Source organism: Prevotella sp. MA2016 (genome assembly GCF_000619825.1).
GTDB lineage: Bacteria > Bacteroidota > Bacteroidia > Bacteroidales > Bacteroidaceae > Prevotella.
The window spans coordinates 154,848-179,018 of record NZ_JHUW01000006.1; the positions used below are offsets into that span (position 1 = coordinate 154,848).

Genomic DNA, 24,171 nt, shown 5'->3' on the forward strand with positions numbered 1-24,171 from the left:
ATATGAAGAAAATTAGTTCTCTTTTTGCTTTGATGCTGCTGTCGGTTTCGGCAGTGGCTCAAAGCCTTCCACAGGATCCTACCATTCGTAAGGGTAAGCTCAAAAATGGTATGACCTATTATATCCGTCATAATGGCAAAGAGGCAGGATTGGCCGACTTCTACATCGCTCAGCGTGTGGGTAGTATTCTGGAGGAGCCTCGCCAGCGTGGACTGGCCCATTTCTTGGAACACATGGCTTTCAACGGAACAAAAAACTTTCCCGGCAAGGGGAAAAAGTTAGGCATCGTTCCCTGGTGCGAAACCATCGGTGTGAAGTTTGGTGCTAACCTCAATGCCTATACCTCTATCGACCAGACAGTATATCATATTGGCTCTGCCCCGCTGAAGCGTGAGGGAATCATCGACTCTTGTCTGCTGGTGCTCCACGATTGGAGCCACTACCTGCTGCTCGAGGATAAGGAAATCGACAAGGAGCGTGGTGTCATCCATGAGGAATGGCGCACTCGTCGCGCCGGCATGGCTGTGCAGCGCTTGCAGGAGCAGGCTATGCCTAAGATATACAAGGGTACCAAGTACGAGGATTGCATGCCTATCGGCTCGATGGATATCGTTGACAACTTTGCTTATAACGACCTGCGCGACTACTATCACAAGTGGTATCGTCCTGACCTGCAGGCTATCGTAGTGGTGGGTGATTTCGATGTGAACAAGATGGAGAAGAAAATCAAAAAGATATTCTCTTCAATCCCCATGCCAAAGAAGGCTGCCGAACGCATCTACTATCCCGTTGGCGATAATGAAAAGATGATTGTTGATATCGAGAAGGATAAGGAACAGCCTATTGCTCTCTGTCATATCTATCAGAAGCGTGAGGCAACACCCGATACAGAGAAAAACAGCGAGAGCTATCTGCGTGGCGACTATATCGACGGTCTTATCAGTTCGATGCTCAACGACCGTATGACTGAATTGCGTCAGCAGCCTGTACCTCCATTCCAGAGTGCTACAGCTCGTGCATCTCAGTTCTTTATCAGTCGCACTAAAGATGCTTTCTCTATCAGCATCAGTTGTAAGCAGGACAATATCTTGGGTGGTATCATCAGTGCTGTAGCTGTAGCAGAGCGTGCTCGTCAGCATGGTTTTACTCAGACCGAGCTCGATCGTGCCAAGAAGATATACCTCAATGCAGCAGAGCGCCGCTATAACCGTCGTGACGATTTCCGCAACTCTCACTATGTGAACGACTGTGTCAGCAACTTCCTGACTGGTGAGCCTCTGGTTTCGTTGGATTTCCAGTTGAAGAATACTCAGAAATTGGATCGTGAGGTGACTTTGGCTGAGGTAAATGCAGCCGTCAAGGAACTCATCACCGATAAGAATCAGGTGGTGGTGATGTTTGCGCCTGATAAGGAGGGTTTTGAGATTCCTTCTGAACAGCAGATAGAACAGGTGATCTTAGCAGCTCAGCAGCAGGCTTATGCTCCTTACCAGGAGGCTAAGTTGGCCGAGTCGTTGATGAGCGAACTGCCAAAGGCAGGTAGCATTGTGAGCGAAAAGCCTTATCGTCATGGCTTTACAGAACTGACACTGAGCAATGGTATGAAAGTCTATACCAAGAAGACCGACTATGAGGCCGATGCCATCTCACTCTCGATGCGCGCAGAGGGTGGAACCTCACTTTATGGAGATGAGGATATACCTAACTTTGCTATGATTTCGAGTGCTGTCAGCGAGGGTGGTGTAGGTCAGTTTGATGCGATGACCTTGCGCAAGATGCTCACAGGTAAGAGTGTCAGAGTGAGTCCTTCTGTTGGCTCTACTGGTCAGAGCATCAGCGGTAGCGCTTCTGTCAAAGATATGCTGTCGATGTTCCAGTTGGCTCATCTCTACTTCACACAGCCACGTCGTGATGAGGCTGCCTTTGCCAGCCTGATGAACCGTCAGCGTGCGTTCCTGGCTAACCGTAACGCCTCGCCAAAGGTGGATTACAACGACTCTATCCGTGCCGTACTCTACAATCACAATCCGCGTCTGGCACCTGTTGTACAGTCAACGCTTGATAAGGTGAGCTATGATCGTATCCTTGAAATCTATCAGGAGCGATTCAGCGATGCAGCCAACTTCAAGACTGTTATCATTGGTAACTACGACGACCAGGAGTTGCGCCAGTTGTTGTGCCAATATCTGGCCACTCTGCCTGCTACCGGCAAGCACGAGCAGACCAACTATGCCAATGTGCCTCAGGTGGCCGACGGACAGAAGGTGGTTAAGTTCGCCAAGAAAATGGCTACTCCATTGGCTAACGTGAGCATCTATCTGACTGCCGATGTGGAGTTCTCGGCTAAGAGCGACCTGGAACTCGACTTCCTGAAGCGCTGCCTCTCTATTGCCTATACCGATTCTGTTCGTGAGGAGAAAGGTGGCACCTATGGCGTGAGTGTTGATTTCGGTCTGGAGAAGGACGATAAGCCCAATGCCATCCTGAAGATTGCCTATAATGCCGATCCCAGTCGCTACGACGAACTCAATCCTATCATCTATCAGCAGCTTCAGCATATTGCCGATCATGGTCCTGCTGCTTCATCGCTGAAGAAAGTGAAGGAATATCTGGTAAAACAGTATGCCCAGATGGCTATTACCAATGATTATTGGAATTATGTCATCTGGCACGAGCTTGATGATGATACCGATTTCGATCGCGACTATTGTAAGATGGTCGGCGAGGTGTCGGCAGCAGATGTGCAGCGCATGGCTCAACGCCTGTTGGCTGCCAAACGTTGCATCGAAGTGACGATGTTGTCGGAATAATAAAATCTCAATAATCATTAAATCCCAAGGCATTATCAACATGCTTTGGGATTTTTTTGTAACTTTGCAGGCAAAATTCATTTACACAACACATTTATGAAAAAAACAATTTTAACTTGTATGACGCTCTGTGCCTCTGTATGGATGTATGCACAGAAGCCTGCTATCCCCCGCGATGCGGCGCTGGAGGCAAAGATTGAGAAAACCTTATCAAAGATGACCCTCGACGAAAAGATTGGTCAGATGCTGGAACTGAATCTGGATGTCATGGGAAACATGAAGGTAGAGAATGCCAAAATCGATCGTGAAAAAGTGCGCAGCGTGATGCAGCAGTATGGTGCCTCGGCTGCCGACGTTAAGAAAATGCTGAAGATGAGCGATGCTGAGATCCTCGAGAAGATGGGGCAGCATCCGATTGACATCTATCAGGGTGAGACAAAACGTAGCTGGCAGCTCAACGAGACCATGCTCGATACGCTGATTTCAAAGTGGAAGGTGGGTTCTATCCTCAATGCCCCTGGTACCCGTGCTTCAAGTGTGGCTCAGTGGCAGAAGTGGATCTCGCTCATCCAGAAGAAGTCGATGAAATATCTCGGCATCCCCGATATCTATGGTCTCGACCATAATCATGGCGTAACCTATACACAGGGCGGAACACTCTTCCCACAACCTATTAATATTGGTGCTTCGTTTAATACCGACCTGGCTTTCAGAGGCGCTGAGATTACTGCCTATGAGAGTCGTGCTGCCAACTGTCCTTGGGTTTATAATCCAGTGGTTGACCTGAGCCGTGATCCACGCTGGCCTCGTATGTATGAGAGCTTTGGCGAGGATGCCATCGTCAACTCGAAGATGGTGGTAGCAGAGATCAAGGGTTATCAGGGCGACGATCCTAACCATATCGATCAGTATCATGTTGGTACCAGCACCAAGCACTACTTTGCTTATGGTGCGCCTTGGACAGGTAAAGACCGTACACCTGCCTACCTGAATCCGCAGATGATTCGTGAGAAGTATTTCGAGCCTTTCAAACAGGCAGCCTTGGCAGGTACACTCACTATGATGGTGAACTCAGCTTCAGTAAATGGTGTGCCTCTCCATGCCAGTTATGAGTATCTCACTAAGTGGCTCAAGGAAGACCTGCAGTGGGATGGATTCCTGGTAACCGACTGGGCTGATATCAACAACCTGTTCTCGCGTGAGCATGTGGCTAAGGATAAGAAAGATGCCATCCGCATTGCTATCAATGCAGGTATCGACATGTCGATGGACCCCTATAGCGTAGAGTTCTGCATCCTGCTGAAGGAGCTGGTACAGGAAGGAAAGGTGAAGATGAGTCGTATCGACGATGCTGTGCGCCGTATCCTGCGTGCCAAGTATCGCCTGGGACTCTTTGAGAAGCCTAATACAGGTGGAAAGGGCTATGAGAAGTTTGGTAGCGATGAGTTTGCTCAGGCCTCTTTGAAGGCGGCTGAGGAGAGTGAGGTGTTGCTCAAGAACGAGGGTAATATCCTGCCTTTGGCCAAGGGCAAGAAGATTCTGCTCACTGGTCCTAACGCCAACCAGATGCGCTGTCTGCATGGTGGTTGGAGCTATACCTGGCAGGGTTCTAAGGCCGAAGACCTCTCAGAGAAGTATAATACTATCTACGAGGCACTGTGCAATAAGTATGGTAAAGAGAATATCATCCTGGAGCAGGGCGTGACCTATGATGAGGATAAGGCCTACTATGATGAGCATGAGCCTCAGATTGAAAAGGCTGTGGCAGCAGCTGCTCAGGCCGATGTGATTATTGCATGTATTGGCGAGAACTCATATACAGAAACCCCTGGTAACTTGAGCGACCTTTGGCTGTCGGCCAACCAGCGTAATCTGGTGAAGGAGTTGGCTAAGACTGGTAAACCCATCATCATGGTGCTCAACGAGGGACGTCCTCGTTTGGTGGCTGATATCGAACCATTGGCTCAGGCTGTGGTTGACATCCTGATTCCTGGTAACTATGGTGGCGATGCACTGGCTAACCTGTTGGCTGGCGATGCCAACTTCTCGGCTAAGATGCCTTACACCTATCCTCGTGAGATTAACTCGCTGAATACCTATGATTATAAGGTATCGGAAGAGGTGGGTACCATGGCCGGTGCTTACAACTATGATGCCAAGGTTAGTCTGCAGTGGCCTTTCGGCTTTGGTCTGAGCTACACCACCTATGAGTATAGCAATCTGAAGGTTGACAAGAGTCAGTTTACTGCTGCCGATGTGCTCACTGTCAGCGTGGATGTAAAGAATACTGGCGCCAAAGCCGGTAAGGAGGCAGTGCTGCTCTACAGCAGCGACCTGATTGCATCGGTTGTACCTGACAACAAGCGTCTGCGCGACTTCACTAAGATTGAGTTGCAGCCTGGTGAGCGCAAGACTGTTACCTTCCAACTGCCAGCCAAGAGCTTAGCTTTCGTAGGTGCCGATGGTAAGTGGACCCTTGAGGAGGGAGACTTCATCCTGAAGGTTGGCAACCAGACTGTAGGTACAGCTTGCACACAGACAAAGATCTGGGACGAACCTAATATCTAAGTTCGTCCTGAGTGATATAGTTCCTATCTGAAGGCAGGGAGTTTGGCGTGATCGTTAACTTCCTGCCTTTTTCCATGTTCAATGTAATCTTCTGGAAGCGTGGCGCAGCAAGCATATAGCGATCAGTAGCCGGGCATACGGGGTAGAATCCTATCGAGGCAAACACATACCAAGCCGACATCTGTCCAGCATCGTCGTTGCCCGACAAACCGCCTGGGGTGTCGTTATACTCTGTGTCGAGGATATGGGCCACGCGCTCAATCGTTTTCTCGCGCTTGCCGATATAGTCGTAAAGCCAGGGAATCTGATGACAGGGCTCGTTGCCATGCCAATATCTACCTTCGGTAAACATTGAGTCGAGCTTTGCCTCGAACTTGTCCTTACCACCAAGCAGCTCAATAAGACCTTCCACATTCTGTGGCACATACCATGTGTAATGACAGGTGGCGCCTTCGGTGATAAACGACTTGCGATGGATAAAGTCTGTATTGTTCTCAAACTTGCCATTCTGATGCCGTCCGTCGCAGTAGCCTGTCTTTGGGTTGATTACGTTGCGCCAGTTTTCCGAGCGGCGCATCAGTGCCTGGTAGTCCTTATCCTTACCTAAGGCTTTGGCCAACTGAGCCACAGCAAAATCGTCGAACGCGTATTCGAGGGTGCGTGAGGTCTGCTCATCCTGGTGGAAAGCCTCCTTTACACCATCCTCTAAAGGAATAAAACCATATTTCATGTAGCTGGTAAGGGCGCGACGACCCATACCGTTCTTGTATTCATCTAAGCTGGCTGGTGTCTCAAAGGCGTTCTTGCGCATGCCTTCGTAAGCTTTTTCCACGTCAAAGTCTCTGATTCCTTTGATATAGGCATCGGCTAGCACAGCGCTGCAGTGATCACCAATCATGGCAGCAGTGTACGAGTTCCAACAGGGGAATATGGGCAACCAACCGCCTTGCTCGTACATGGTGATCAGCGACTGCATCATATCTGCTGATTCCTTAGGGGCTATCAGGGTGTAGAGTGGGTGCAGGGCACGATAGGTATCCCACATCGAGAAGTCGCCATAGAACTTTCGAGGTGAGAGGTGATTGGTGCTAGGTGATAGGATTTTGCCGCTGGAAAAAGAAGGATAGCTGCCATCGGCATCGCTCATCTCACGCGGGAGGAACGAACAGCGATAGAGTGCGCCATAGAATTGGTTGACGCGTGCTGTATTCGTGTCCTCTACATCGATGGTGTGCAGGCGGGCTATCCACTGCTGGGCTGTTTGCTGCATCATTGTCTCAAAGTCGCAATCTTTCGCCTCTTTGGTCAAGTTTCTTTGGGCACCTTCTTGACTGGTAAACGATGAGGCTGCCTTCAGGATGATAGGCTGATGGGCCTTGCCCTCGAAGGTGAACCAGGCGCAAAGGCTATCGATGCCTGAATCCTTGATTTCATCGTAGGCCTGCAGCAGATAGTGCCCCTCAAAACCAGCCTGCTCGCCCCAACCTTGATAGATGCGGTGCACAGGGTTGCAGCCATAGATGGTTTTGTTTTGTTGGTCAATACGCAGATAGCCCACTTTCTCATCGCTGTTATGATTCAGCACGATATGTACAGGGCCATCCTGCTCAGGGGTGATGCGGAAGATGGCCGAATGACTGTTACCTGTCATCTCTATCCTCAGGTGCTCCTTGGGCAGTCTCACGGCATAGTAATGGGGGTGCGATACCTCCTCGGCATGCGAGAAGGAGGTGGCGCGCTCTTCTGGGCGCAAGCGCAGTCCGCCGCTAATGGCAGCGAGCGTAAACGAACCGTAGTCCTGCGTGCAACCACCTACAATCCAATGACTGTTGCGGATACCCTGAAACAGACTGTCAGTATAATAATAAGGTGCAATGCACTTCTGCTCAGTATCGCGCGTCTGAGGTGTCCAGAAATTCTGTCCGTTGGGCACAAGTACTGCAGGCAGAGTCTGTCCATGCTCCTCAGATCCCTTGCCAAAGAGTCCCGCTGTCTTGGTGTTAGCAGGTGCTGTGCCCACCATGGTGTTAAGGGCACAGAGTTGGCGCAGATGTTCAAAGTAATGAATGCGCTCGTTGACTTGTTGCTTAAATTCCTTCCAACTCTTAAAGCCTATGGACTGCTCGTTGTGCAGCAGTTGCACAAGCACGTCGCCTTGTGCATTCTTGTAGAATACCATCTGCAGATTAGCTGCCATAGGCAGAATCTCGTCCATATAGTTCGCATGTTCGCCTCTGAGTTTGATGCCCATCAGGGTCAGCAGGCGATAGAGGTTTGAATCATGTCCAAAGCGGAGATCAGCCCCCACACCACCACGGGCGATGGCAGCATCGGCATCAGCTTCTACGCGTTGCCAGAGCGAAGTGGCGCATCGGGCTGGTATGCCTTCGTTCTCTATCACATCGCCATGGATAATGGTCATGCTCTTATTGTTCTTCTCGTAAACGGCCTGCATCTCCTCTGCTGTAAACAGGTCGTAGAGCGACACGGGTAGCTCTACATCCTGCATGTCTGATGCGATAGTGTGCATCTCAGTTAGCAGTCTGGTGGGCTCTTTCACCTTTGAGGGGTCTATGAAGAGGGCTTTGACAAATCTGTCTGGCGATATCATCAAGGGCACATTGGTACGATTCTCAAGTGCCTTTTCCTCAGGCGAAGTATAGGCTATCCACGCCATATCTTCCTCGCGGGTGATGGGGGTGATGTGATGGATGTCGGATAAGTGTTTGAGTTCATCCACAAAGTTCTCCATACTCACCTTGCATCTGTTCACTGTACTGCTATGGGCAGTAAGATGGGCATCTTTGGTAAACAGTTGGGGGAAGTTGTGATACATACGACGGGCGATACCGCGATGTTGTCGGGCACCAAGGGCTGTCAACTGTCCGCCATTGCCTTGGGCGTTCTTCCATATCTTGGTCAAACGTTTCTTTACGTTTTTGCCAAGCTTGGTCAGATTCTTATCATCGTTGAAATGCTGGTTCACCCATAGGTATCTGGCATCGTTAGTGAGCCAGCGCGAGCCATGGCGACCATAATGCGATATATAGAATGGTTCGTAACCTGCAGGAGCAGCTTTCAACTCTGGGGTTTCATCACCCGACTCGATGGGGTAGGCGTAATACACACCGCCTAGTCTTTCGTATTGTGCAAATACAGGACTGGTCAACAGACCGACCAGCCAGAGTAATAAAATGGTATTGATTCTTCTCATTCTATATGCCAGTTAATTCCTAAGGGGTTGTTTTTCATTTCGAGTACAAGGGGCAGCTCGTGCTTCAGCGAGATAGTCATCTCTGTCAGGTCGATGTCGGCACGCACCTTGATGGTGTCGGCTGTAGCCGCAGTCTTTCGCCAGGTAATGCCGTCGTAGATGAAGTAGCCTTCCTGCTGCAGTTGGCGTAAGGCCTTTTTCGAGATGAAGGCAAAAGTACCTTTCGCCTGATAGATGGCACCATCGGCAGATGGCAGTTCCCAACAGAAACCATTGCCGTTTTCTACCACAGAGCGTGGTATCTTATAGAGTGCCTCTTTGCAGGTGAGCATCAGGGTGTCGCCTTGCCAATCGTAGCCGAGTGGCCAGGTGCGGTACTGCTGGTTCAGGATGAAGGCTATTGCAGCCTTTTTGTTTCCCCGTGTGGGAATATTTTTTTCTACGTGTGGGAGATGTCGCTTCTGCGTGTAGGTGTTTTTATACTTCTTAATCGTTTTGGGGGCAGACACGTAGAACACCAGCTCGCCACCTTGCATCAGATCGGCATGTTCCAATCGGGCGTCGTCAAGCAACTGACCATTCAGGGTCACCTTTTCAAAGTGCGTGCCCTTACCCTTGATGAGTCCATGCAGGCGCTTGCCGTTCTGGAGCTGGAGCGTCCATTCGGGGATGAGTGGTGCATGCAGCAGGTAGTAGCTCTGACCCGCATTGGGGTAGAGGCCCATCATGTGGAAGGCCAACCATGACGACATGGCGCCGCTGTCATCATTGCCTGGCAGTCCGTCGGGTTTGTCGTTATAGTTCTCTGTGATAATCTTTTTAATGCGATCTGAACTGAGGTCAGGGCGACCAATCCAGTGATACAGACAAGGCGTGAGGAACGAAGGCTCGTTACCTACGTTGTAGCGTTTGCGCTCAAAAAACATATCCAGTCGTTTGCGGAAGGTGTCAGCACCGCCACAAGCCTCTATCAGTCCTGGTACATCGTGAGGAATACTGAGCGAATACTCGGCAGAAAGCGCCTCGTAGAAGAATGTGCTCCACCAAGGCAGATACCAAGGTGCCACTTTGGTGATGGGGGTATAAGGAATCAGCGGATGAAAAACCTTCGACTTGCCCCAGGGCACAGAATCCAGCCATCGGCCTTGTGCATCCTTAGGCATGATGTAGCCTTTCACATCATCCCACTCGTAGTCGGCTCGCCACAGGTTCTTCCAGTTCTGCGACTGCTTCAGGTAGTGATCGTAAACATCCATACGACCTAGACCTTTGGCCACCAGCGCAATGCAGTAATCATTGTAGGCATACTCGATGGTGCGTGTGCCAGCACGGTCGATGCCATAAGGCAGGTAGCCGTACTGCAGGTATTCGTTTAGTCCGCCACGCCCATGTTTCTCGTGGTCGGCACCTGGATCCACTTCGGCATCCTTCAGCATCGCCTGGAGGGCATAGTTATAGTCGATGCCTTCAATACCTTTGACAAAGGCGTCTGCTATCATCACCTCAGCATTCGAGCCGCCTTGTGTTCGTCCGTTGCAGTCGCCGCTACGTGCGTCGGGCATGTAACCTTCTCGTTTATAGATATTTAGCAGCGAGTTGACAATGGCTGCCTCGCGCTGAGGGTCGATCAGGGTGATGAGTGGTGAACTGGAGCGATAGGTGTCCCAGATGGCATAATAATCGTCGTAGTAAGGCTTTTCTGTCCACTTGGGGTTCTCGCCAGTCTTATCTACGGGCATGATCAAGGTGTGATAAAGGGCTGTGTAAAACATGCGTTTGTCTGTCTCCGAGCCTTTTATCTGGATACGACTCAGCAGCTGCTCCCAACTGTTACGCAGGGTGCTCAACTGAGTATCGAAATCGCAGGTTGGAATATTTCGTTTGGCCTGCTGTTCGCTGACGTACGATATACCTATCTTTATATTAATTAAGGTGTCGGCAAACGCCACCGTGTTGTTATTTTTCTGCTGAAAGGGTTTATCGCTCACCAAGCAGAAATACACCGTATAGGCATCGCCGTTGTTCCATCCACCACGAACCCTTGTGTAGCCGCGCACCTCATGACTGCCGACCACTTCTACCTCACTCCCGATGAACTGTTGCTGTTCGCGCTGGTCGGGCACAGGATTCTTGCCCAGGTAATGTGTGGCATCAATGAGTAACGAGCCTTCTGAAGGAAAGTGAATGCGATAAAAGGCACAGCGCTCTGAGGTGGTGATCTCTGTACGGATGCCACCCTCGAAGGTTGTAGCATAGTATCCAAGTGTAAATGCCTCGCTGATACGCTTCTGGGGTACGACACCTGGTTGAATGAGGATATTGCCATATTTCTGTCCGCCACCAGTACCACTTACGTGAGTCTGCGAGAAACCTGTTACCACTTCGGGCATTGGTGCCCAACCGGCATTAGGTTTAATGGTGCAGTCGGGGCCTGGTTTGCACATACCGAAAGGCATCGACGGCCCAGGGAATGTTCTGCCAACTCCCTCACTACCAATACGTGGATCAACATACTGCCAAACGCCCGCCATGCTCACCATCGAACATAGCAGCAAGCATACGGTTATCAAAATTGTTTTTAGTTTCATGCTGCAAATATACGATTTTTTTTCATCTAAAGCGCTCAAATCGTCGTTTTTTTACTAACTTTGCAGCCAAAATACAATCAGAAGATGAAAGACAGTATCATCATTTTGAGTGGCGGTATGGATTCTACCACGCTGCTCTACGACTATCAGGAGCGTATTGCCCTTGCCATTTCATTTGATTATGGCAGTAATCATAACGCAAAGGAGATTCCCTTTGCCAAGTATCATTGCGAGCAGTTGGGTATCAAGCACTTAGTGATACCCTTGGAGTTTATGGGTCAGTACTTTCGTAGTTCATTGCTTTCAGGAGATGAGGCAATCCCCGAGGGGCATTATGCCTCTGAGAACATGAAATCTACGGTGGTACCCTTCCGCAACGGTATTATGCTGGCTATTGCTACAGGTATGGCAGAGAGTAACGACCTGCAGTATGTGATGATGGCTAATCATGGTGGCGATCACACCATTTATCCCGACTGTCGCCCTGAGTTTGTGGCTGCTTTCGATCAGACAGCCCAGGCTGGTACTTTCAATGGTGTGAGATTGCTTTCACCTTATTGTAATATGACCAAGGGTGAGATAGCAGCACGCGGCAAGGAGTTGGGTATCGACTATAGCAAAACATGGTCGTGCTATCGTGGTGGCGACAAGCATTGTGGCAAGTGTGGCACCTGTGTAGAGCGCAAGGAAGCCCTGGCCGATGCGGGTATCCAGGATCCAACAGAATACGAGGACTAAGATGGCAGATTACAATACTTATACCTTGGCCAATGGTTTGCGCATTATCCACAAGCCATCGGTCTCGCAAGTGGTTTATTGTGGCTACCAGATAGCTGCAGGCACGCGCCATGAGTTGCCTGGCGAGGAGGGCATGGCCCATTTCTGCGAGCACATGACATTCAAAGGTACTGAGCGTCGTAATGCCTTGCAGATTATCAATGGTCTGGAGCAGCTTGGGGGCGATCTGAATGCCTTTACCAATAAGGAAGACACCACCTTCTATGCTGCTATACAGAAAGAGCACATCGCCAAGGCCATCTCGCTGCTTACCGATATGGTGTTTCACAGCACCTACCCACAACAGGAGATAGATAAGGAGGTAGAGGTGATCTGCGACGAGATAGAGAGCTATAACGACTCGCCTGCTGAGCTGATATACGATGAATTCGAGAATATGCTGTTTGAAGGTCATCCCTTAGGGCATAATATCCTAGGCGATGCCGACCAGTTGCGCACCTACAAGACAGCCGATGCCCAGAAGTTCGTGGAGCGCAACTACCGTCCGGATAATGCCATCTTCTTTGCATACGGCAATCTGGACTTTAAGCAGTTGGTAAAACAAATAGAGAAGATATGGAAATAGTTAAGAATATAGGATCGCATCAGGCGCATGTCATGATGGGCACTAAGGCTTACGACATCCATCATCCTCTGCGCATAGCTTTATACCTGCTCAATAATATCTTGGGTGGTCCCAGTATGAACGCACGCTTAAACTTATCGTTGCGTGAGCGTCATGCACTGGTATATACCGTTGAGAGCACAATGGTGTGCTATAGCGATACGGGTATGTGGAGCATTTATTTCGGTTGTGATCCTCATGATGTCAGGAAATGCATCAGACTGGTGCGCCGCGAACTTGATAAGATGATGCAGAAGCCCTTGAGCGACAATGCCTTGCGCAAAGCCAAGCAGCAGTTGAAGGGTCAGATAGCCATTGCCTGTGACAATCGCGAGCAGTTTGCACTCGACTTTGGTAAGAGCTTCCTGCACTATGGCTGGGAGAAGAACGTAGAAAAACTGTTTGATAGCATCGATAAGGTGACAGCAGCGGATATACAAAATGTGGCAAACGAACTGTTTGCCCCCGAAAGGTTGTCAACACTTATTTTTAAATAGCCTTGAAATACTGGCGGACTGTGCGGCGAGCGATGCCTAAACGATATTCCACACGTTTGTAGTTCTCGCCTAAATAGTCTGAAATCTCGCTTGCCTTCATACCACCATAGATATGAAGGCGATACACCTCTCTGCACTCTTCGGGCAGTCGGGCCATGCCGCGTTCCATTTGTTCAGTAATGTCGCGAATGGAATAGATGGAGTCGGCCAACAGTTCCTCGCTGCATACCTGACGGATGTAATGCTCGTAGTCGTTGATATGCGTGCGACGGCGATAGAAATCAAAAATCAAGTTGCGTGCTGTGGTATAGACCAAGGCTGGCAGGGTTTGGTCGGAAATAAGTTTGGTGGAAGTGAGCAGATGCAGAAACGTGTTCTGTACCACGTCTTCTGCGTCTGCTCTTCCACCAAGACGAGTGCTGACGTAGGTCAGCAACTCGTCACGATGAGTAATGTAATAATTGGATATTAGTTGGTAATTATTCATTCACTACCTTTTGAATGGTTCCATCCTCGTTGTAGAACAAGCGCTGCACTTTGAGCGAACGTAGATGGGTGATATCATTTGAAGGTACGCAATCATGATAGAACAGGAACCACTCGCCCTTGTACTCTACGATAGAGTGATGGGTGGTCCAACCTACTACTGGATCCAGGATAACACCCTGATAGGTGAAAGGTCCATAAGGATTGTCGCCGATGCCATAGCACAGCATGTGGCTGTCGCCAGTTGAGTAGCTGAAATAGTACTTGCCGTTATATTTGTGCATCCACGAAGCCTCGAAGAAGCGATGTGGGTCGCCAGCCTTCAGTGGCTGTCCGTCCTTATCTACTACCAGCACGCTGCGTGGTGCCTCGGCAAACTGCAGCACGTCGTCGCTCATCTTTACAACGAAGCTCGACAGGGCAGGTACGTCGGCAGGTGCAAACAGCTGTGTTTTCTTATCGGCAGCAGGCCCCAGGTCAACACCGCCTTCCTTCAGCAGCTGCTGAGGAGCCTGATACCACTGGAGCTGTCCGCCCCAAAGACCACCGAAGTAGCAGTAAATCTGGCCATCTTCGTCTTTAAATACACTGGGGTCGATAGAGAACGAACCACGGATGGGCTGATCTTGGGGTACGAATGGACCTTCGGGCTTGTCGGCCACAGCCACACCAAGATGGAAAACACCATTGTAGTCCTTAGCAGAGAAAATCAGGTAGTACTTACCATCCTTCTCCACACAGTCGTTGTCCCACATCTGTTTCTCTGCCCACTTCACGTCGGCAACATCCAGAATCTTGCCATAGTCGGTTACTTCACCATTCTCCACATCCTCCAATGAGATGACGTGATAATCCTTCATCTGGAAGTGCCCGCCATCATCATCGAATGCAGCGCCAGCCTCCCAGTCGTGTGAGGGATATACATAAAGCTTACCATTAAACACATTAGCAGAAGGGTCTGCATAATAATCTTTCGGATAAAGATAGCGTGGTTTCATATTTCTTAATTTTTTTTGATTAAACATTATTTTGATTGGCAATTCTGCGGCGTGCCGCTAGTTCTGCCTGCATATTCTCATTATACTCTTTCGTGATAGGATAATAGTGGAGTGCTAAAACACCAACCATGAAGAGCATGGCCGGCACAACGCTCGAAACCAGTCGTATGCCCATGGTGGCACTCTCGTTCTGTATGGTGGTCTCGCCTCCTGATACATAGCCAAACATCGAGATGATGATACCAGCGATAGCGCCACCGAAGCCCAAACCTAACTTTAAGGCCAGTACGATGCCTGAAAAACAGAATCCCGTGGCTCGGCGATGACTTTCGTATTCGATATGGTCGGCCACATCACCAATCATAGCCCACAGCAGTGGGATGGTGGGGGCATAAGCCAGTGAGCGCAGGAAGTTGATGAGGAAGAGCAATCCTACATCGGTAGGTTCTGGTATATAGAACAATGCCGTCAGGAAGGCTGTCATCGTGAGGCATACTTTGAAGGTGTTCTTCTTGCCGAATCTGTTGGCCAGATATTGCGACAGGCAGATGACGCCAGCAAACTGCACGATGGCACCCATCATATTGAATGCCGAAAAGCCTACGGCATAGGTCTCATTAAAATTCAGGTTGATAAAATGTGACAGGAAATCGTAGAGCGATTTCTGATCTACATTATATTGGAAATAGAAGTTCATGGCCGATCCCCACATGGCTAATGTTACAAAGAGGGCGAATGTGAGCAGTGCCATCGCATTCCATGACACGCTTGAGAATGTATTCTTGATGTCCTCCCTCATGCTCACTTGTTGGCGTGGAGGTGGCTGGATGCGCTCTTTGGTAACGGCAAATGTGATGATGAAGAACACAAAGGCGATGCAAGCAAAGATAGCTATCGTGCACGACCATCCATGCTGCAATGAACTTCCTTCAGCGAAATGTTCAACCATCGGCAGCGTGAGGCCCTGCACCACGAACTGGGCAATTGTTACCACCACGAATCGGATGGTGGTGATGCTGGTTCGTTCGCGAATGTCGCTTGTCATCACGCCTCCTAAAGAAGAATAAGGTATATTATTAAAAGAGTAGGCTGTCATCAGCAACACATAACTGATGGTTGCATAGATGGCTACCGAGCTTTTTTCATGGATGCCGGGATTATAGAATGCCAATATGTAAAACAGGCAGAAGGGGATGACGGTCCATAATATCCAAGGGCGGAATTTTCCCCATCGGGTATTGGTGTGGTCGGTCAGTAATCCCACGGCAGGGTCAACCACAATAGCTGAAATGCTGGCAATCATCAGTACTGATCCTGCCAGTGCTCCGTTAAGGCCGAACACATCGGTGTAGAATTTCAACTGGAATATCATCATCATCTGGAACACCAGATTTGCGGCGGCATCTCCTAAAGAATACCCCACCTTTTCCCCTAATGTTACTTGTTGTGACGATAATTTATTCATAACTGTTGTGACTAAAACTGCTGCAAAGGTAGTGATTTTTTGCTTAGTTTATATTTTAATTTGTTACAGATGCTTTTCAAAATGTGTCATTGGCCAATAAAATATTGTATTTTAGAGGTTTCATCGTAGATTTTTCTTACTTTTGCAACATCAAATCAACATTTATGAAGAAATTACTGTTTTTGTGCGCAACACTTTTCTGTTTATCAGTTGCCAATGCTAAAATCTCAATGCCTAAGCTTTTTCAGTCGGGCATGGTTTTGCAGCGCGGCAAAGCTATACCTGTATGGGGCAAAGCCGCAGCTGGAGAGACCGTAACCATACGTTTTAACAAGAAAGAGTATCAGATTGTTGCCGATTCCAACGGAAAATGGCAGGTAAATCTGCCGAAAATGAAGGCTGGAGGCCCCTACAAAATGTGTGTAAACGACCTTGTCATTGATGATATTATGATAGGGGATGTCTGGTTGCTGTCAGGACAGTCGAATATTGATGTTACTATCGAGCGAGTTTACCCACAATATACCGATGAAATCGACAATTTTGAAAATTCTCAGATCCGAATGTTTCGTGTTCAGAACGAAATAAGCACCCATGGTGTGAAGGATGATATCCGGGCTACCAGTATCAACTGGAAACCTGTCAACAAGCAAAATGCTTGGCTCTTTTCGGCAGCAGGCTATTTCCTGGGCAAGCGTATGTACGAGAAAAACAAGGTGGCTCAGGGTGTCATTGTGAACAGCTGGGGTGGCACACCCATTGAAGCATGGATTAGTGAAGACTCGCTGAAAGCCGACTATCCGATGCTCATCAAGAAGTTGCGATTATATCAGAGTGATGATTATGTGAGGGCACAGATGCAGGCCAATGGCGCAGTAAACCGCCAGTGGGAACAACTGCTCAAAGAGAGCGATGCCGATTATGCTGCCAGCGATGTTGATGATGCAGCTTGGGAGCAGATTAACCAGAACAACTGGACCTGGCGTGGTACAGGCACCGTTTGGTTGCGCCAGCATATCCAGATAGACAAAGCACATGCCGGCAAACCAGCCCGATTGCTGTTGGGAACCCTGTTTGATCGCGATGAAACCTACCTAAATGGAAAATTAATCGGTCAGACGGGCTACCAGTATCCCCCACGACGCTACGACATACCTGAGGGTGTGCTGCGTGAAGGCGATAATGTGATAGCTGTGCGCTTTATCAATAAATACGGACTTGTACATTTTATCCCCGAAAAGCCCTACATGCTCTGCTTTGGCGATGATCGTTTCTCGCAGAACCCTATGCCAAAGGATGTGTTGCCTTTGAGCAGTCAGTGGAAGATGCATGAAGGCGTTAGGATGCCCCAGTGCCCTGGTGGCGATGTTTCGTTGCAGAATTTGCCAACCACGCTTTATAATGCCGTTTTATATCCGTTGGCGCCTTACGCCATCAGTGGCATTGTGTGGTATCAAGGGGAGTCGAATACGGGCAATCCCGATCCTTATTCTGATTATCTGAGAAAACTGATGGGTAGTTGGCGTGCCTGCTGGCAGGAGCCCGAGTTGCCGTTTGTGATTGTACAGCTGGCCAACTACGACGGACGTCAGCAGACGGCATTCCCACGCCCCATCCTCCCAGAGGTGGCACCTGGCAACAGTGGTTGGGCTGAGTTGCGCGAAGCTCAGCGCATAGTAGCAGCTGCTGACGCCAGAGCCGAACTGGCTGTTATCAACGATCTGGGCGAGACCGTAGATATCCATCCTTTGCGTAAAAGGGAGGTGGCCGAGCGTATAGCCCTCTGCATTGAGCGACTCCTATATAATAAGAAAGTAAAATTGTCGCCTGAGGTGGTTTCAGCCGAGGTTCACGAGGGTAAGATTGTGCTCACCCTCGATCAGCCCGTGCAGTCGGGCAAGCTATTCACCTTCGAGGTGGCTGGCGCAGATGGCAAATATGTTAATGCGACAGCCACTGCCGACGGAAATAGAATATCTATTCTCTCACCTCTCAGTTCTCACCTCTCACCTCTTTCCATCCGCTATGCTTGGAAAGACAATCCCCTGCAGGCCAATGTACGTTCGCTCTCAGGTCTGCCTATGAGTTCATTTGAATTACGAATCAATAATAATTAATAACTAATAAATTTTTATGAGTACAACTAACGAAACCAAAGGCTTCTACAAGCTATCATGGCTCCAGCGCATCGGTTACGGATCGGGCGACCTGGCGCAGAACCTGATTTTCCAGACCGTAGCATGTTATCTCATGCTCTATCTGACAACTGTATTGAAGATTAATCCTGCTTTCGTAAGTGGATTGATTCTCTCTGTTCGTCTTATCGACTGTTTCTGGAGTCCTGTAGTAGGACGTTATATCGATAATCGCAATCCTAAGTTAGGTAAGTATCGTTCTTATCTGCTTTATGGCGGTATCCCCCTTACTGTGGCAGCCTGCCTGCTGATGTTGCCCCAGGCCTCTACCTGGTCGCCTAGCTTGAAGCTTATCTATGCCACCGTCAGCTATACTGTGCTCAGTATGATCTATTCGGTAGTGAATATCCCTTATGGCTCTATCATGGCCAGCATGACCCGCGATAATGATGAGGTATTGAAGCTCACCTCTACCCGTATGGTATGCGCCAACATCGGTCAGATTGTTGTTCAGGCTGGTTTCCCCATCGGTCTTGCTATGGTTGCTCATACCATGATCGACTGGAATCAGGCCATCTTCATGGCCATTGGTACCATTCCTGCCTTCGTCATCCTGCCTTCTCTGCCATTCCTCAAGAAGTTGTTTGGCAAGAAAGGCCTTTACTATCTGTTGCTTTCTATCGGCTTCATTGGTTTTGTTATCCTGTTCACCATCGGTAAGTTCTTCGATGTGAATAGTGCTAACACCATTGTGCAGACTGCCAAGGTGATGACAGGTGTAGGTTTGTTGGTTGGCTCGCTGATGTGGGCACTTGTACCCGAGGTTATCACAGAGGCAGAGTATCGTACAGGCAACCGTCCTGCAGCAACCGTGAATGCGCTGGCAGGTGTAGCCTTCAAGGCTGGTTTCTCTATTGCTGGTTGGATTACACCACTGGTGATGGGTATGATTGGTTTCGACCTGGCCAGCGAGGAGTCGGCACTGCCTACTGATCCTTTCGCTTGGTTCACAGTCACTTGTGTGTTTGCCATCGTAGGTTTTGTGCTGCTGCTTTATTGCTTCACAGGTTGTAAGGAGCGCATCGCCACCACACCCGAGAAGCCCGTTAGCTATGGCGAGATGTTTGCCGAGTTTAAGGCCAACAAGTGCTTGCAGTTGGTGCTCAGCATCTTTGTAACGGTATTCCTGGCTTCGTTTATCAGCGCACCAGTAAATGCTTATTACACCCATCTGGCCGAGTATTCAACTACCGCTCAGAATGCCATTCTGTGGTTCACATGTATTATCCCAGCCGCCCTTTTGATTGTTGTGGGATGCCTTATTTATAAGTATCCACTTACAGATGAGCGCCTCGACGAGATCAATAAGGAGATTGAGGCTCGCGGATAAAAGCATTGTGTTTACGTAATATTTTGAAGTAATAACTTGCAAATTCCAATCTTTTTCCGTATCTTTGCCCACAAGAATTAATAATCGGGCAGTAGAATGGGCCAAAGTACGTGGAAACTACTAGCTTGTTTCTCACTGGTTGTCGTACTCTTGTTAGCATGCGGAGAACGGGAAGAAACAGGATTAGCAAAAGATACAGCCGACGGATTAGTCCTTGATGCTTACAAGCAGAAGGACTATCCGTTGTTATTCTCTCTAGCCGATAGTTTGGAGAAGACAGGCGAACTATCGAGCATTGAGGCCTACTACTGGCGTGGCTATGCCAGCGATCGTGAAGGCAAGAAGCGTGCTGCTGAGTTTTATTGGAAGAAAGCAGAAGGCGAGTTGAAGGATGTCAGCGACCCTCACCAGGTGGGATATTACGCCAAGACGGCCAGTCGCCTGGCTAATCTGCTCAATCTGAAAGGCGACTACGATGGCTCGCTGAAAGAAGCTATTGCTGCAGCCGAAAAGCTGGAAGAGCTGGGTTGCGACACTACTACCGACTATATTAATCTGTTAGTTTTCATCGGCTGTGGTCAGGCGCGCTTCCCCCGTATGGAGGATGCCACTAAGAAATCCTTCAGGCGTGCTTTCTCCAAACATATCGATCATATCAATGCTTCGCCTACCGAGGAGTCGTACAAGGGCGCCATTGCCGGCGTTGTTAACATGGCTTACTCAAGCAATGCCACCCATCTGTATGACGAGGGGTTGTATTGGTGTGAGCGTTATAGCGAGCTGGTGAACCAATACGAAGGTGCCTTTGGCGATGACGAGACCTATCTCGACAAGCAGCGCGCCCGTGTCAATATCTATCGTGCCACAGCGCTGGCCAACCTGGGGCGCCAGCAGGAGTCGCTTACTGCCTACAACGAGTTTAAGAACACGAAGTTCAGTAAGAGTCCAGAAGGCGTGTTCGATGCCGGCGAATATTTCATCAAAGCCCGCCGATGGCAAGAGGCCGCCGATTGTTTCCAACGTCTCGACGAACTGGTGAACCTCTACCACATGGAGTTCTCGTTTGACAACATCCAGACCTACTTCCTGAAGAAATACGAGGCCAACCTGATGGCAGGGCGCAAAGACTCTGTTTATGCCATCAGCACCTATATCTGCGACTCGCTCAGCGCAGCCATCGACCGTTCCAGAGTTGACGATGCAGCCGAGCTGGCCACCATCTACGACACGCAGCAGAAGGAGACACAGATAGCCGCGCAAGAGGCTTCGATACTGCGTGAGCGCCAGATTGCCGCTATCATCACACTCTTCCTTATCACAGGTTTCTTTGTGGCTTATATGCTCTACAAGCAGAAGTCAACCATCAAGTTGTCGAAAGCGCATGAGGAGTTGAAGGAAGCCTATAGTCAGTTGGAGGAGACCACATCCGCCAAGGAGCGCATCGAGAGCGAACTGCGCATCGCGCGCCATATCCAGATGTCGATGGTGCCCAGCGAGTTTCCACAGCATGACGCCTTTGAACTCTATGCCTCGATGACAGCAGCCAAAGAGGTGGGTGGCGACCTGTATGATTATCTCATCATTGGCGACAACCTGTGCTTCTGTGTGGGCGATGTATCGGGCAAGGGAGTGCCTGCCGCCCTCTTCATGGCGCAGGTGATCCGTTTGTTCCGAGCCATGGTGAAGCGCCACTACACGCCAGCCAAGATAGCAACCGAACTGAATGCAGAGTTGACCGAACATAACGAAGACGGCATGTTTATCACCATGTTTATTGGCATGGTTCATCTGCCCACAGGCCGACTAGATTTCTGTAATGCCGGCCATAATCCCCCCGTGCTGGGCAATGGCAGTGAGAGTCATTTCCTGGAGATGGAGCCCAATGCGCCTATCGGATTATGGGAGGGACTGACCTATACTGGCGAATCCATTGATGACATCCGCAATAAACTGTTGTTTGTTTATAGCGATGGTCTGAACGAGGCAGAGAATCTTCAGCAAGAGCAGTTTGGCGACGACAGCTTGTTGGCTATGATCAAACGTTCCAGCGAGCTGACGCCCCGTCAGGTGGTAAAAGCCTTGAAGAACGAGGTGGAGCGCCATCGCGACGGTGCAGAGCCAAACGACGACTTTACCCTGCTTTGTCTGCGTGTGAAATAGTTTTTTTATTATATCCGATATGAAGAATTTGAAATATTATTGTGTGATATCCATGCTAGCGCTGTGCGCTCAGTCCGTCCAGGCTCAGCAAGAGGAATTGGTGCGTAATGGTGATTTCGAGCTTAACGCTCGTGTGGAGCGTGGCACTCAGGCCACCACAGCTTGGGATGCTGCCAAGCCAGTAGTAGTGGTGCATGTTGATCCTATCAGTCAGGATAATCCCAACTATGCCGTCATAGCTTCCGACACTATCTATAATGAGGGTTTTGATGGCATCAGTATAACTGAGGGTGCAAACTACGATTTCTCTGTCAGCCTGCGTCTTATTCCCGCTCTTCGCGAGGAGGAGCGTACCACAGGCAGCAAGCAGCTTATCATCCGATTGGTGGATGAGAGCGGCAAGTCATTGGCCGAAGCCACCATCCTGGCTCAAGGCAACCAGTGGCAGCACTACAGTGCCCAGTTGGCAGCCTGTGCCTCATGTGAAAAGGCCAGATTGGCTATCGAGGGTATTGGCAATGAAAAAATAGCAATAGATAAGGTAAGTCTGAAAAAATAATCATATCATGTTACACATACGCTGCAAGAACAACAATGTCACTAAGAGTTTTCCCGAAGGAACTTCGCTGGTAGATGTCTATCAGGCATTTGCCGCCGATCTCAACTTAAAATATCCCGTAGTTTCTGCCAAGGTGAATAATGCCTCGCAGGGACTGAAGTTCCGTTTGTATCAGAATCGCGATGTAGAGTTTCTCGATGCCACTCATGGTTCGGGCTTCCGTGTGTATGTACGTTCGCTGTGTTTTGTGCTCTACAAGGCCACCAGCGACGTGTTTCCAGGCAGTAAGCTCTTCATAGAGCACCCCATCTCCAAAGGTTACTACTGCAACTTCAAAAAGAAAAATGGCGAACCGCTTGCCGATGAGGATATAACCAAGATTTGTCAGCGTATGAAGGAGATTGTTGATCTCGATCTGCCTTTCCGCCGTACCGAGGCCACTACCGACGAGGCTGTGCGTGTGTTTAGTGAGCGTGGCTTTGCCGACAAGGTGAAGTTGATTGAGACCAGCGGACAGATATATACCGATTATTACACCCTGGGTGATACCGTGGATTATTATTATGGCCCACTGGTGCCCTCGGCTGGCTATCTCAAGGTGTGGGGACTGGAGCGCTATCACGACGGACTGTTGTTGCGTGTGCCCGATAAGAGCAACCCTACACAGCTGGCACCCAAGGTGGATATGCCCCGCACGTTCGAGGTGTTTGCCGAGAAGGTGCGCTGGGATGTGATCATGCGCCTCTCTAATGCAGGCGATGTGAACAAGGCCATCCTGCGTGGTCATGCCTCAGAGCTGATACAGGTGAGCGAGGCCCTGCAGGAAAAGAAGATAGTCAAGATAGCCGAGGAGATAGATCGCCGTTTCCACGACCCTGAGCACCCCATCCGTCTGGTGCTCATCACAGGCCCGTCAAGCTCAGGTAAGTCCACGTTCTGTAAGCGCCTCTCTGTGCAGCTGCTGGCCTGTGGCTTGCGTCCTTACTCTTTCTCTACCGACGATTACTTCGTGAACCGTGTCGATACCCCCAAACTGCCTAACGGCCAGTACGACTTTGATAATATCGAGACAGTAGATTACAAGTTGCTGGGCGACCATCTGGAGCGCCTGATGAAGGGCGAGGTGGTAGAGGTGCCCGAGTATAACTTCGTGACTGGTAAGCGCGAGTGGAATGGCAAGAAGTTTAAACTCAACAATGATAGTGTGCTCATCATTGAGGGCATCCATGCCCTGAACCCTCTGCTCACCAAGCAGATTCCCGATTCGGCCAAGTATAAGATCTATATCTCTGCCCTTACCAGTATCTCGCTCGACGACCACAACTGGATTCCAACGCAAGACAACCGCCTGTTGCGCCGCATCATCCGCGATTATAATAAAGGTGCTTTCTCTGCCCGTGAAACCATCAACCAATGGAAGAGCGTGTGCGAGGCTGAGGATTTATGGATAGCCCCCTTCCAGGAAACAGCCGATGTGATGTTCAACTCGGCGCTCAATATCGAGTTTGCCGTTTTGCGTACCCATGCCGAGCTCATCCTCTCGTCTGTGCCCAAGAACTGTCCTGAATATGCCGAGGCTCATCGCCTGCTGAAGTTTCTCTACTATTTTATCCCCATCAGCGATAAGGAGATTCCCCCCACCAGCATCATGCGTGAGTTCGTAGGCGGCAGCAGCTTCAAATATTAGAATTTCTAAAAAAGCCCTCATCTCTCGAAACCCCTGTGTTTATGCGGGTTTCAGAAGATTTGTTGAGAGATGGAGACATTTTTTTGAAACTGCTGCAAAAAAACAGTCAGGGCATATTTACTCCCTACCAAGGGAACGCGTTGTTCCCTGCTTGGGAACATTGCGTTCCCACCATTGGGAATATAATATACCTCTAATAAGATTGTTTCACC

Annotated in this window: 13 protein-coding genes and 1 pseudogene; 9 read left to right on the plus strand and 5 right to left on the minus strand. The window is 49.4% G+C overall.

The window, feature by feature from the left end; translation table 11 throughout:
• Positions 1 to 2 precede the first annotated feature (2 nt).
• Positions 3 to 2,810, plus strand: coding sequence for a pitrilysin family protein (locus tag T360_RS0100725; RefSeq protein ID WP_028911082.1), 2,808 nt, complete (start codon positions 3 to 5; stop codon positions 2,808 to 2,810).
• 96 nt (positions 2,811 to 2,906) lie between these two features.
• Positions 2,907 to 5,378, plus strand: coding sequence for a glycoside hydrolase family 3 N-terminal domain-containing protein (locus T360_RS0100730; RefSeq protein WP_028911083.1), 2,472 nt, complete (start codon positions 2,907 to 2,909; stop codon positions 5,376 to 5,378).
• Here the strand turns inward: T360_RS0100730 and T360_RS0100735 are convergent.
• Complete coding sequence (locus T360_RS0100735; RefSeq protein WP_028911084.1) at positions 5,368 to 8,592, minus strand: GH92 family glycosyl hydrolase; 3,225 nt, start codon at positions 8,590 to 8,592, stop codon at positions 5,368 to 5,370. The two genes, T360_RS0100730 and T360_RS0100735, sit on opposite strands and share 11 nt — an antisense overlap.
• Positions 8,589 to 11,180: a GH92 family glycosyl hydrolase gene (locus T360_RS0100740; RefSeq protein WP_028911085.1), complete on the minus strand. Its 2,592-nt coding sequence runs from the start codon at positions 11,178 to 11,180 to the stop codon at positions 8,589 to 8,591. Before T360_RS0100740 ends, T360_RS0100735 begins: the two co-directional genes overlap by 4 nt.
• Positions 11,181 to 11,264: 84 nt before the next feature.
• Between T360_RS0100740 and queC the strand changes: the two genes are divergently transcribed.
• A complete protein-coding gene (gene queC / locus T360_RS0100745; RefSeq protein ID WP_028911086.1) occupies positions 11,265 to 11,918 on the plus strand; it encodes a 7-cyano-7-deazaguanine synthase QueC in 654 nt (217 codons plus the stop codon).
• Position 11,919: 1 nt separating this feature from the next.
• Positions 11,920 to 13,079: pseudogene (locus T360_RS14270) on the plus strand (M16 family metallopeptidase).
• Here T360_RS14270 and T360_RS0100755 read toward each other — a convergent pair.
• Genes T360_RS0100755 through T360_RS0100765 form a run of 3 tightly spaced genes read right to left on the minus strand, consistent with a single transcriptional unit; the run spans position 13,072 to position 16,028 of the window.
• The gene (locus T360_RS0100755; protein WP_028911087.1) at positions 13,072 to 13,566 is read right to left on the minus strand and encodes an RNA polymerase sigma factor; all 495 of its coding nucleotides are present in this window, start codon (positions 13,564 to 13,566) and stop codon (positions 13,072 to 13,074) included. The pseudogene T360_RS14270 and the gene T360_RS0100755 sit on opposite strands and share 8 nt — an antisense overlap.
• Positions 13,559 to 14,563 (minus strand): glycoside hydrolase family 43 protein, encoded by a 1,005-nt coding sequence (locus T360_RS0100760; RefSeq protein WP_028911088.1) that lies wholly within the window; start codon positions 14,561 to 14,563, stop codon positions 13,559 to 13,561. Before T360_RS0100760 ends, T360_RS0100755 begins: the two co-directional genes overlap by 8 nt.
• 19 nt (positions 14,564 to 14,582) lie before the next feature.
• Positions 14,583 to 16,028, minus strand: a complete 1,446-nt coding sequence (locus T360_RS0100765) for an MFS transporter (RefSeq protein WP_028911089.1) — start codon at positions 16,026 to 16,028, stop codon at positions 14,583 to 14,585.
• Positions 16,029 to 16,258: 230 nt separating this feature from the next.
• Here T360_RS0100765 and T360_RS0100770 point away from each other — a divergent pair, with 230 nt between their 5' ends.
• The 5 genes from T360_RS0100770 (at position 16,259) to T360_RS0100790 (ending at position 23,959) form a co-directional block, all read left to right on the plus strand.
• A complete protein-coding gene (locus T360_RS0100770; protein ID WP_051523253.1) occupies positions 16,259 to 18,145 on the plus strand; it encodes a sialate O-acetylesterase in 1,887 nt (628 codons plus the stop codon).
• 16 nt (positions 18,146 to 18,161) lie between these two features.
• Positions 18,162 to 19,553: an MFS transporter gene (locus tag T360_RS0100775; protein ID WP_028911091.1), complete on the plus strand. Its 1,392-nt coding sequence runs from the start codon at positions 18,162 to 18,164 to the stop codon at positions 19,551 to 19,553.
• Positions 19,554 to 19,649: 96 nt separating this feature from the next.
• A complete protein-coding gene (locus T360_RS15580; RefSeq protein ID WP_081772639.1) occupies positions 19,650 to 21,713 on the plus strand; it encodes a PP2C family protein-serine/threonine phosphatase in 2,064 nt (687 codons plus the stop codon).
• Positions 21,714 to 21,732: 19 nt separating this feature from the next.
• The gene (locus tag T360_RS0100785) at positions 21,733 to 22,272 is read left to right on the plus strand and encodes a hypothetical protein (protein WP_155949338.1); all 540 of its coding nucleotides are present in this window, start codon (positions 21,733 to 21,735) and stop codon (positions 22,270 to 22,272) included.
• A gap of 7 nt (positions 22,273 to 22,279) precedes the next feature.
• The gene (locus T360_RS0100790) at positions 22,280 to 23,959 is read left to right on the plus strand and encodes a nucleoside kinase (protein ID WP_028911094.1); all 1,680 of its coding nucleotides are present in this window, start codon (positions 22,280 to 22,282) and stop codon (positions 23,957 to 23,959) included.
• Positions 23,960 to 24,171 lie beyond the last annotated feature (212 nt).

What these genes read in the sequence shown, in the direction of transcription:
- T360_RS0100725 (WP_028911082.1), top strand. Translation starts at nt 3, where the DNA reads ATGAAGAAAATTAGTTCTCTTTTTGCTTTGATGCTGCTGTCGGTTTCG.
- T360_RS0100730 (WP_028911083.1), top strand. Translation starts at nt 2,907, where the DNA reads ATGAAAAAAACAATTTTAACTTGTATGACGCTCTGTGCCTCTGTATGG.
- T360_RS0100735 (WP_028911084.1), bottom strand. Translation starts at nt 8,592, where the DNA reads ATGAGAAGAATCAATACCATTTTATTACTCTGGCTGGTCGGTCTGTTG.
- T360_RS0100740 (WP_028911085.1), bottom strand. Translation starts at nt 11,180, where the DNA reads ATGAAACTAAAAACAATTTTGATAACCGTATGCTTGCTGCTATGTTCG.
- queC (WP_028911086.1), top strand. Translation starts at nt 11,265, where the DNA reads ATGAAAGACAGTATCATCATTTTGAGTGGCGGTATGGATTCTACCACG.
- T360_RS0100755 (WP_028911087.1), bottom strand. Translation starts at nt 13,566, where the DNA reads ATGAATAATTACCAACTAATATCCAATTATTACATTACTCATCGTGAC.
- T360_RS0100760 (WP_028911088.1), bottom strand. Translation starts at nt 14,563, where the DNA reads ATGAAACCACGCTATCTTTATCCGAAAGATTATTATGCAGACCCTTCT.
- T360_RS0100765 (WP_028911089.1), bottom strand. Translation starts at nt 16,028, where the DNA reads ATGAATAAATTATCGTCACAACAAGTAACATTAGGGGAAAAGGTGGGG.
- T360_RS0100770 (WP_051523253.1), top strand. Translation starts at nt 16,259, where the DNA reads ATGCCTAAGCTTTTTCAGTCGGGCATGGTTTTGCAGCGCGGCAAAGCT.
- T360_RS0100775 (WP_028911091.1), top strand. Translation starts at nt 18,162, where the DNA reads ATGAGTACAACTAACGAAACCAAAGGCTTCTACAAGCTATCATGGCTC.
- T360_RS15580 (WP_081772639.1), top strand. Translation starts at nt 19,650, where the DNA reads ATGGGCCAAAGTACGTGGAAACTACTAGCTTGTTTCTCACTGGTTGTC.
- T360_RS0100785 (WP_155949338.1), top strand. Translation starts at nt 21,733, where the DNA reads ATGAAGAATTTGAAATATTATTGTGTGATATCCATGCTAGCGCTGTGC.
- T360_RS0100790 (WP_028911094.1), top strand. Translation starts at nt 22,280, where the DNA reads ATGTTACACATACGCTGCAAGAACAACAATGTCACTAAGAGTTTTCCC.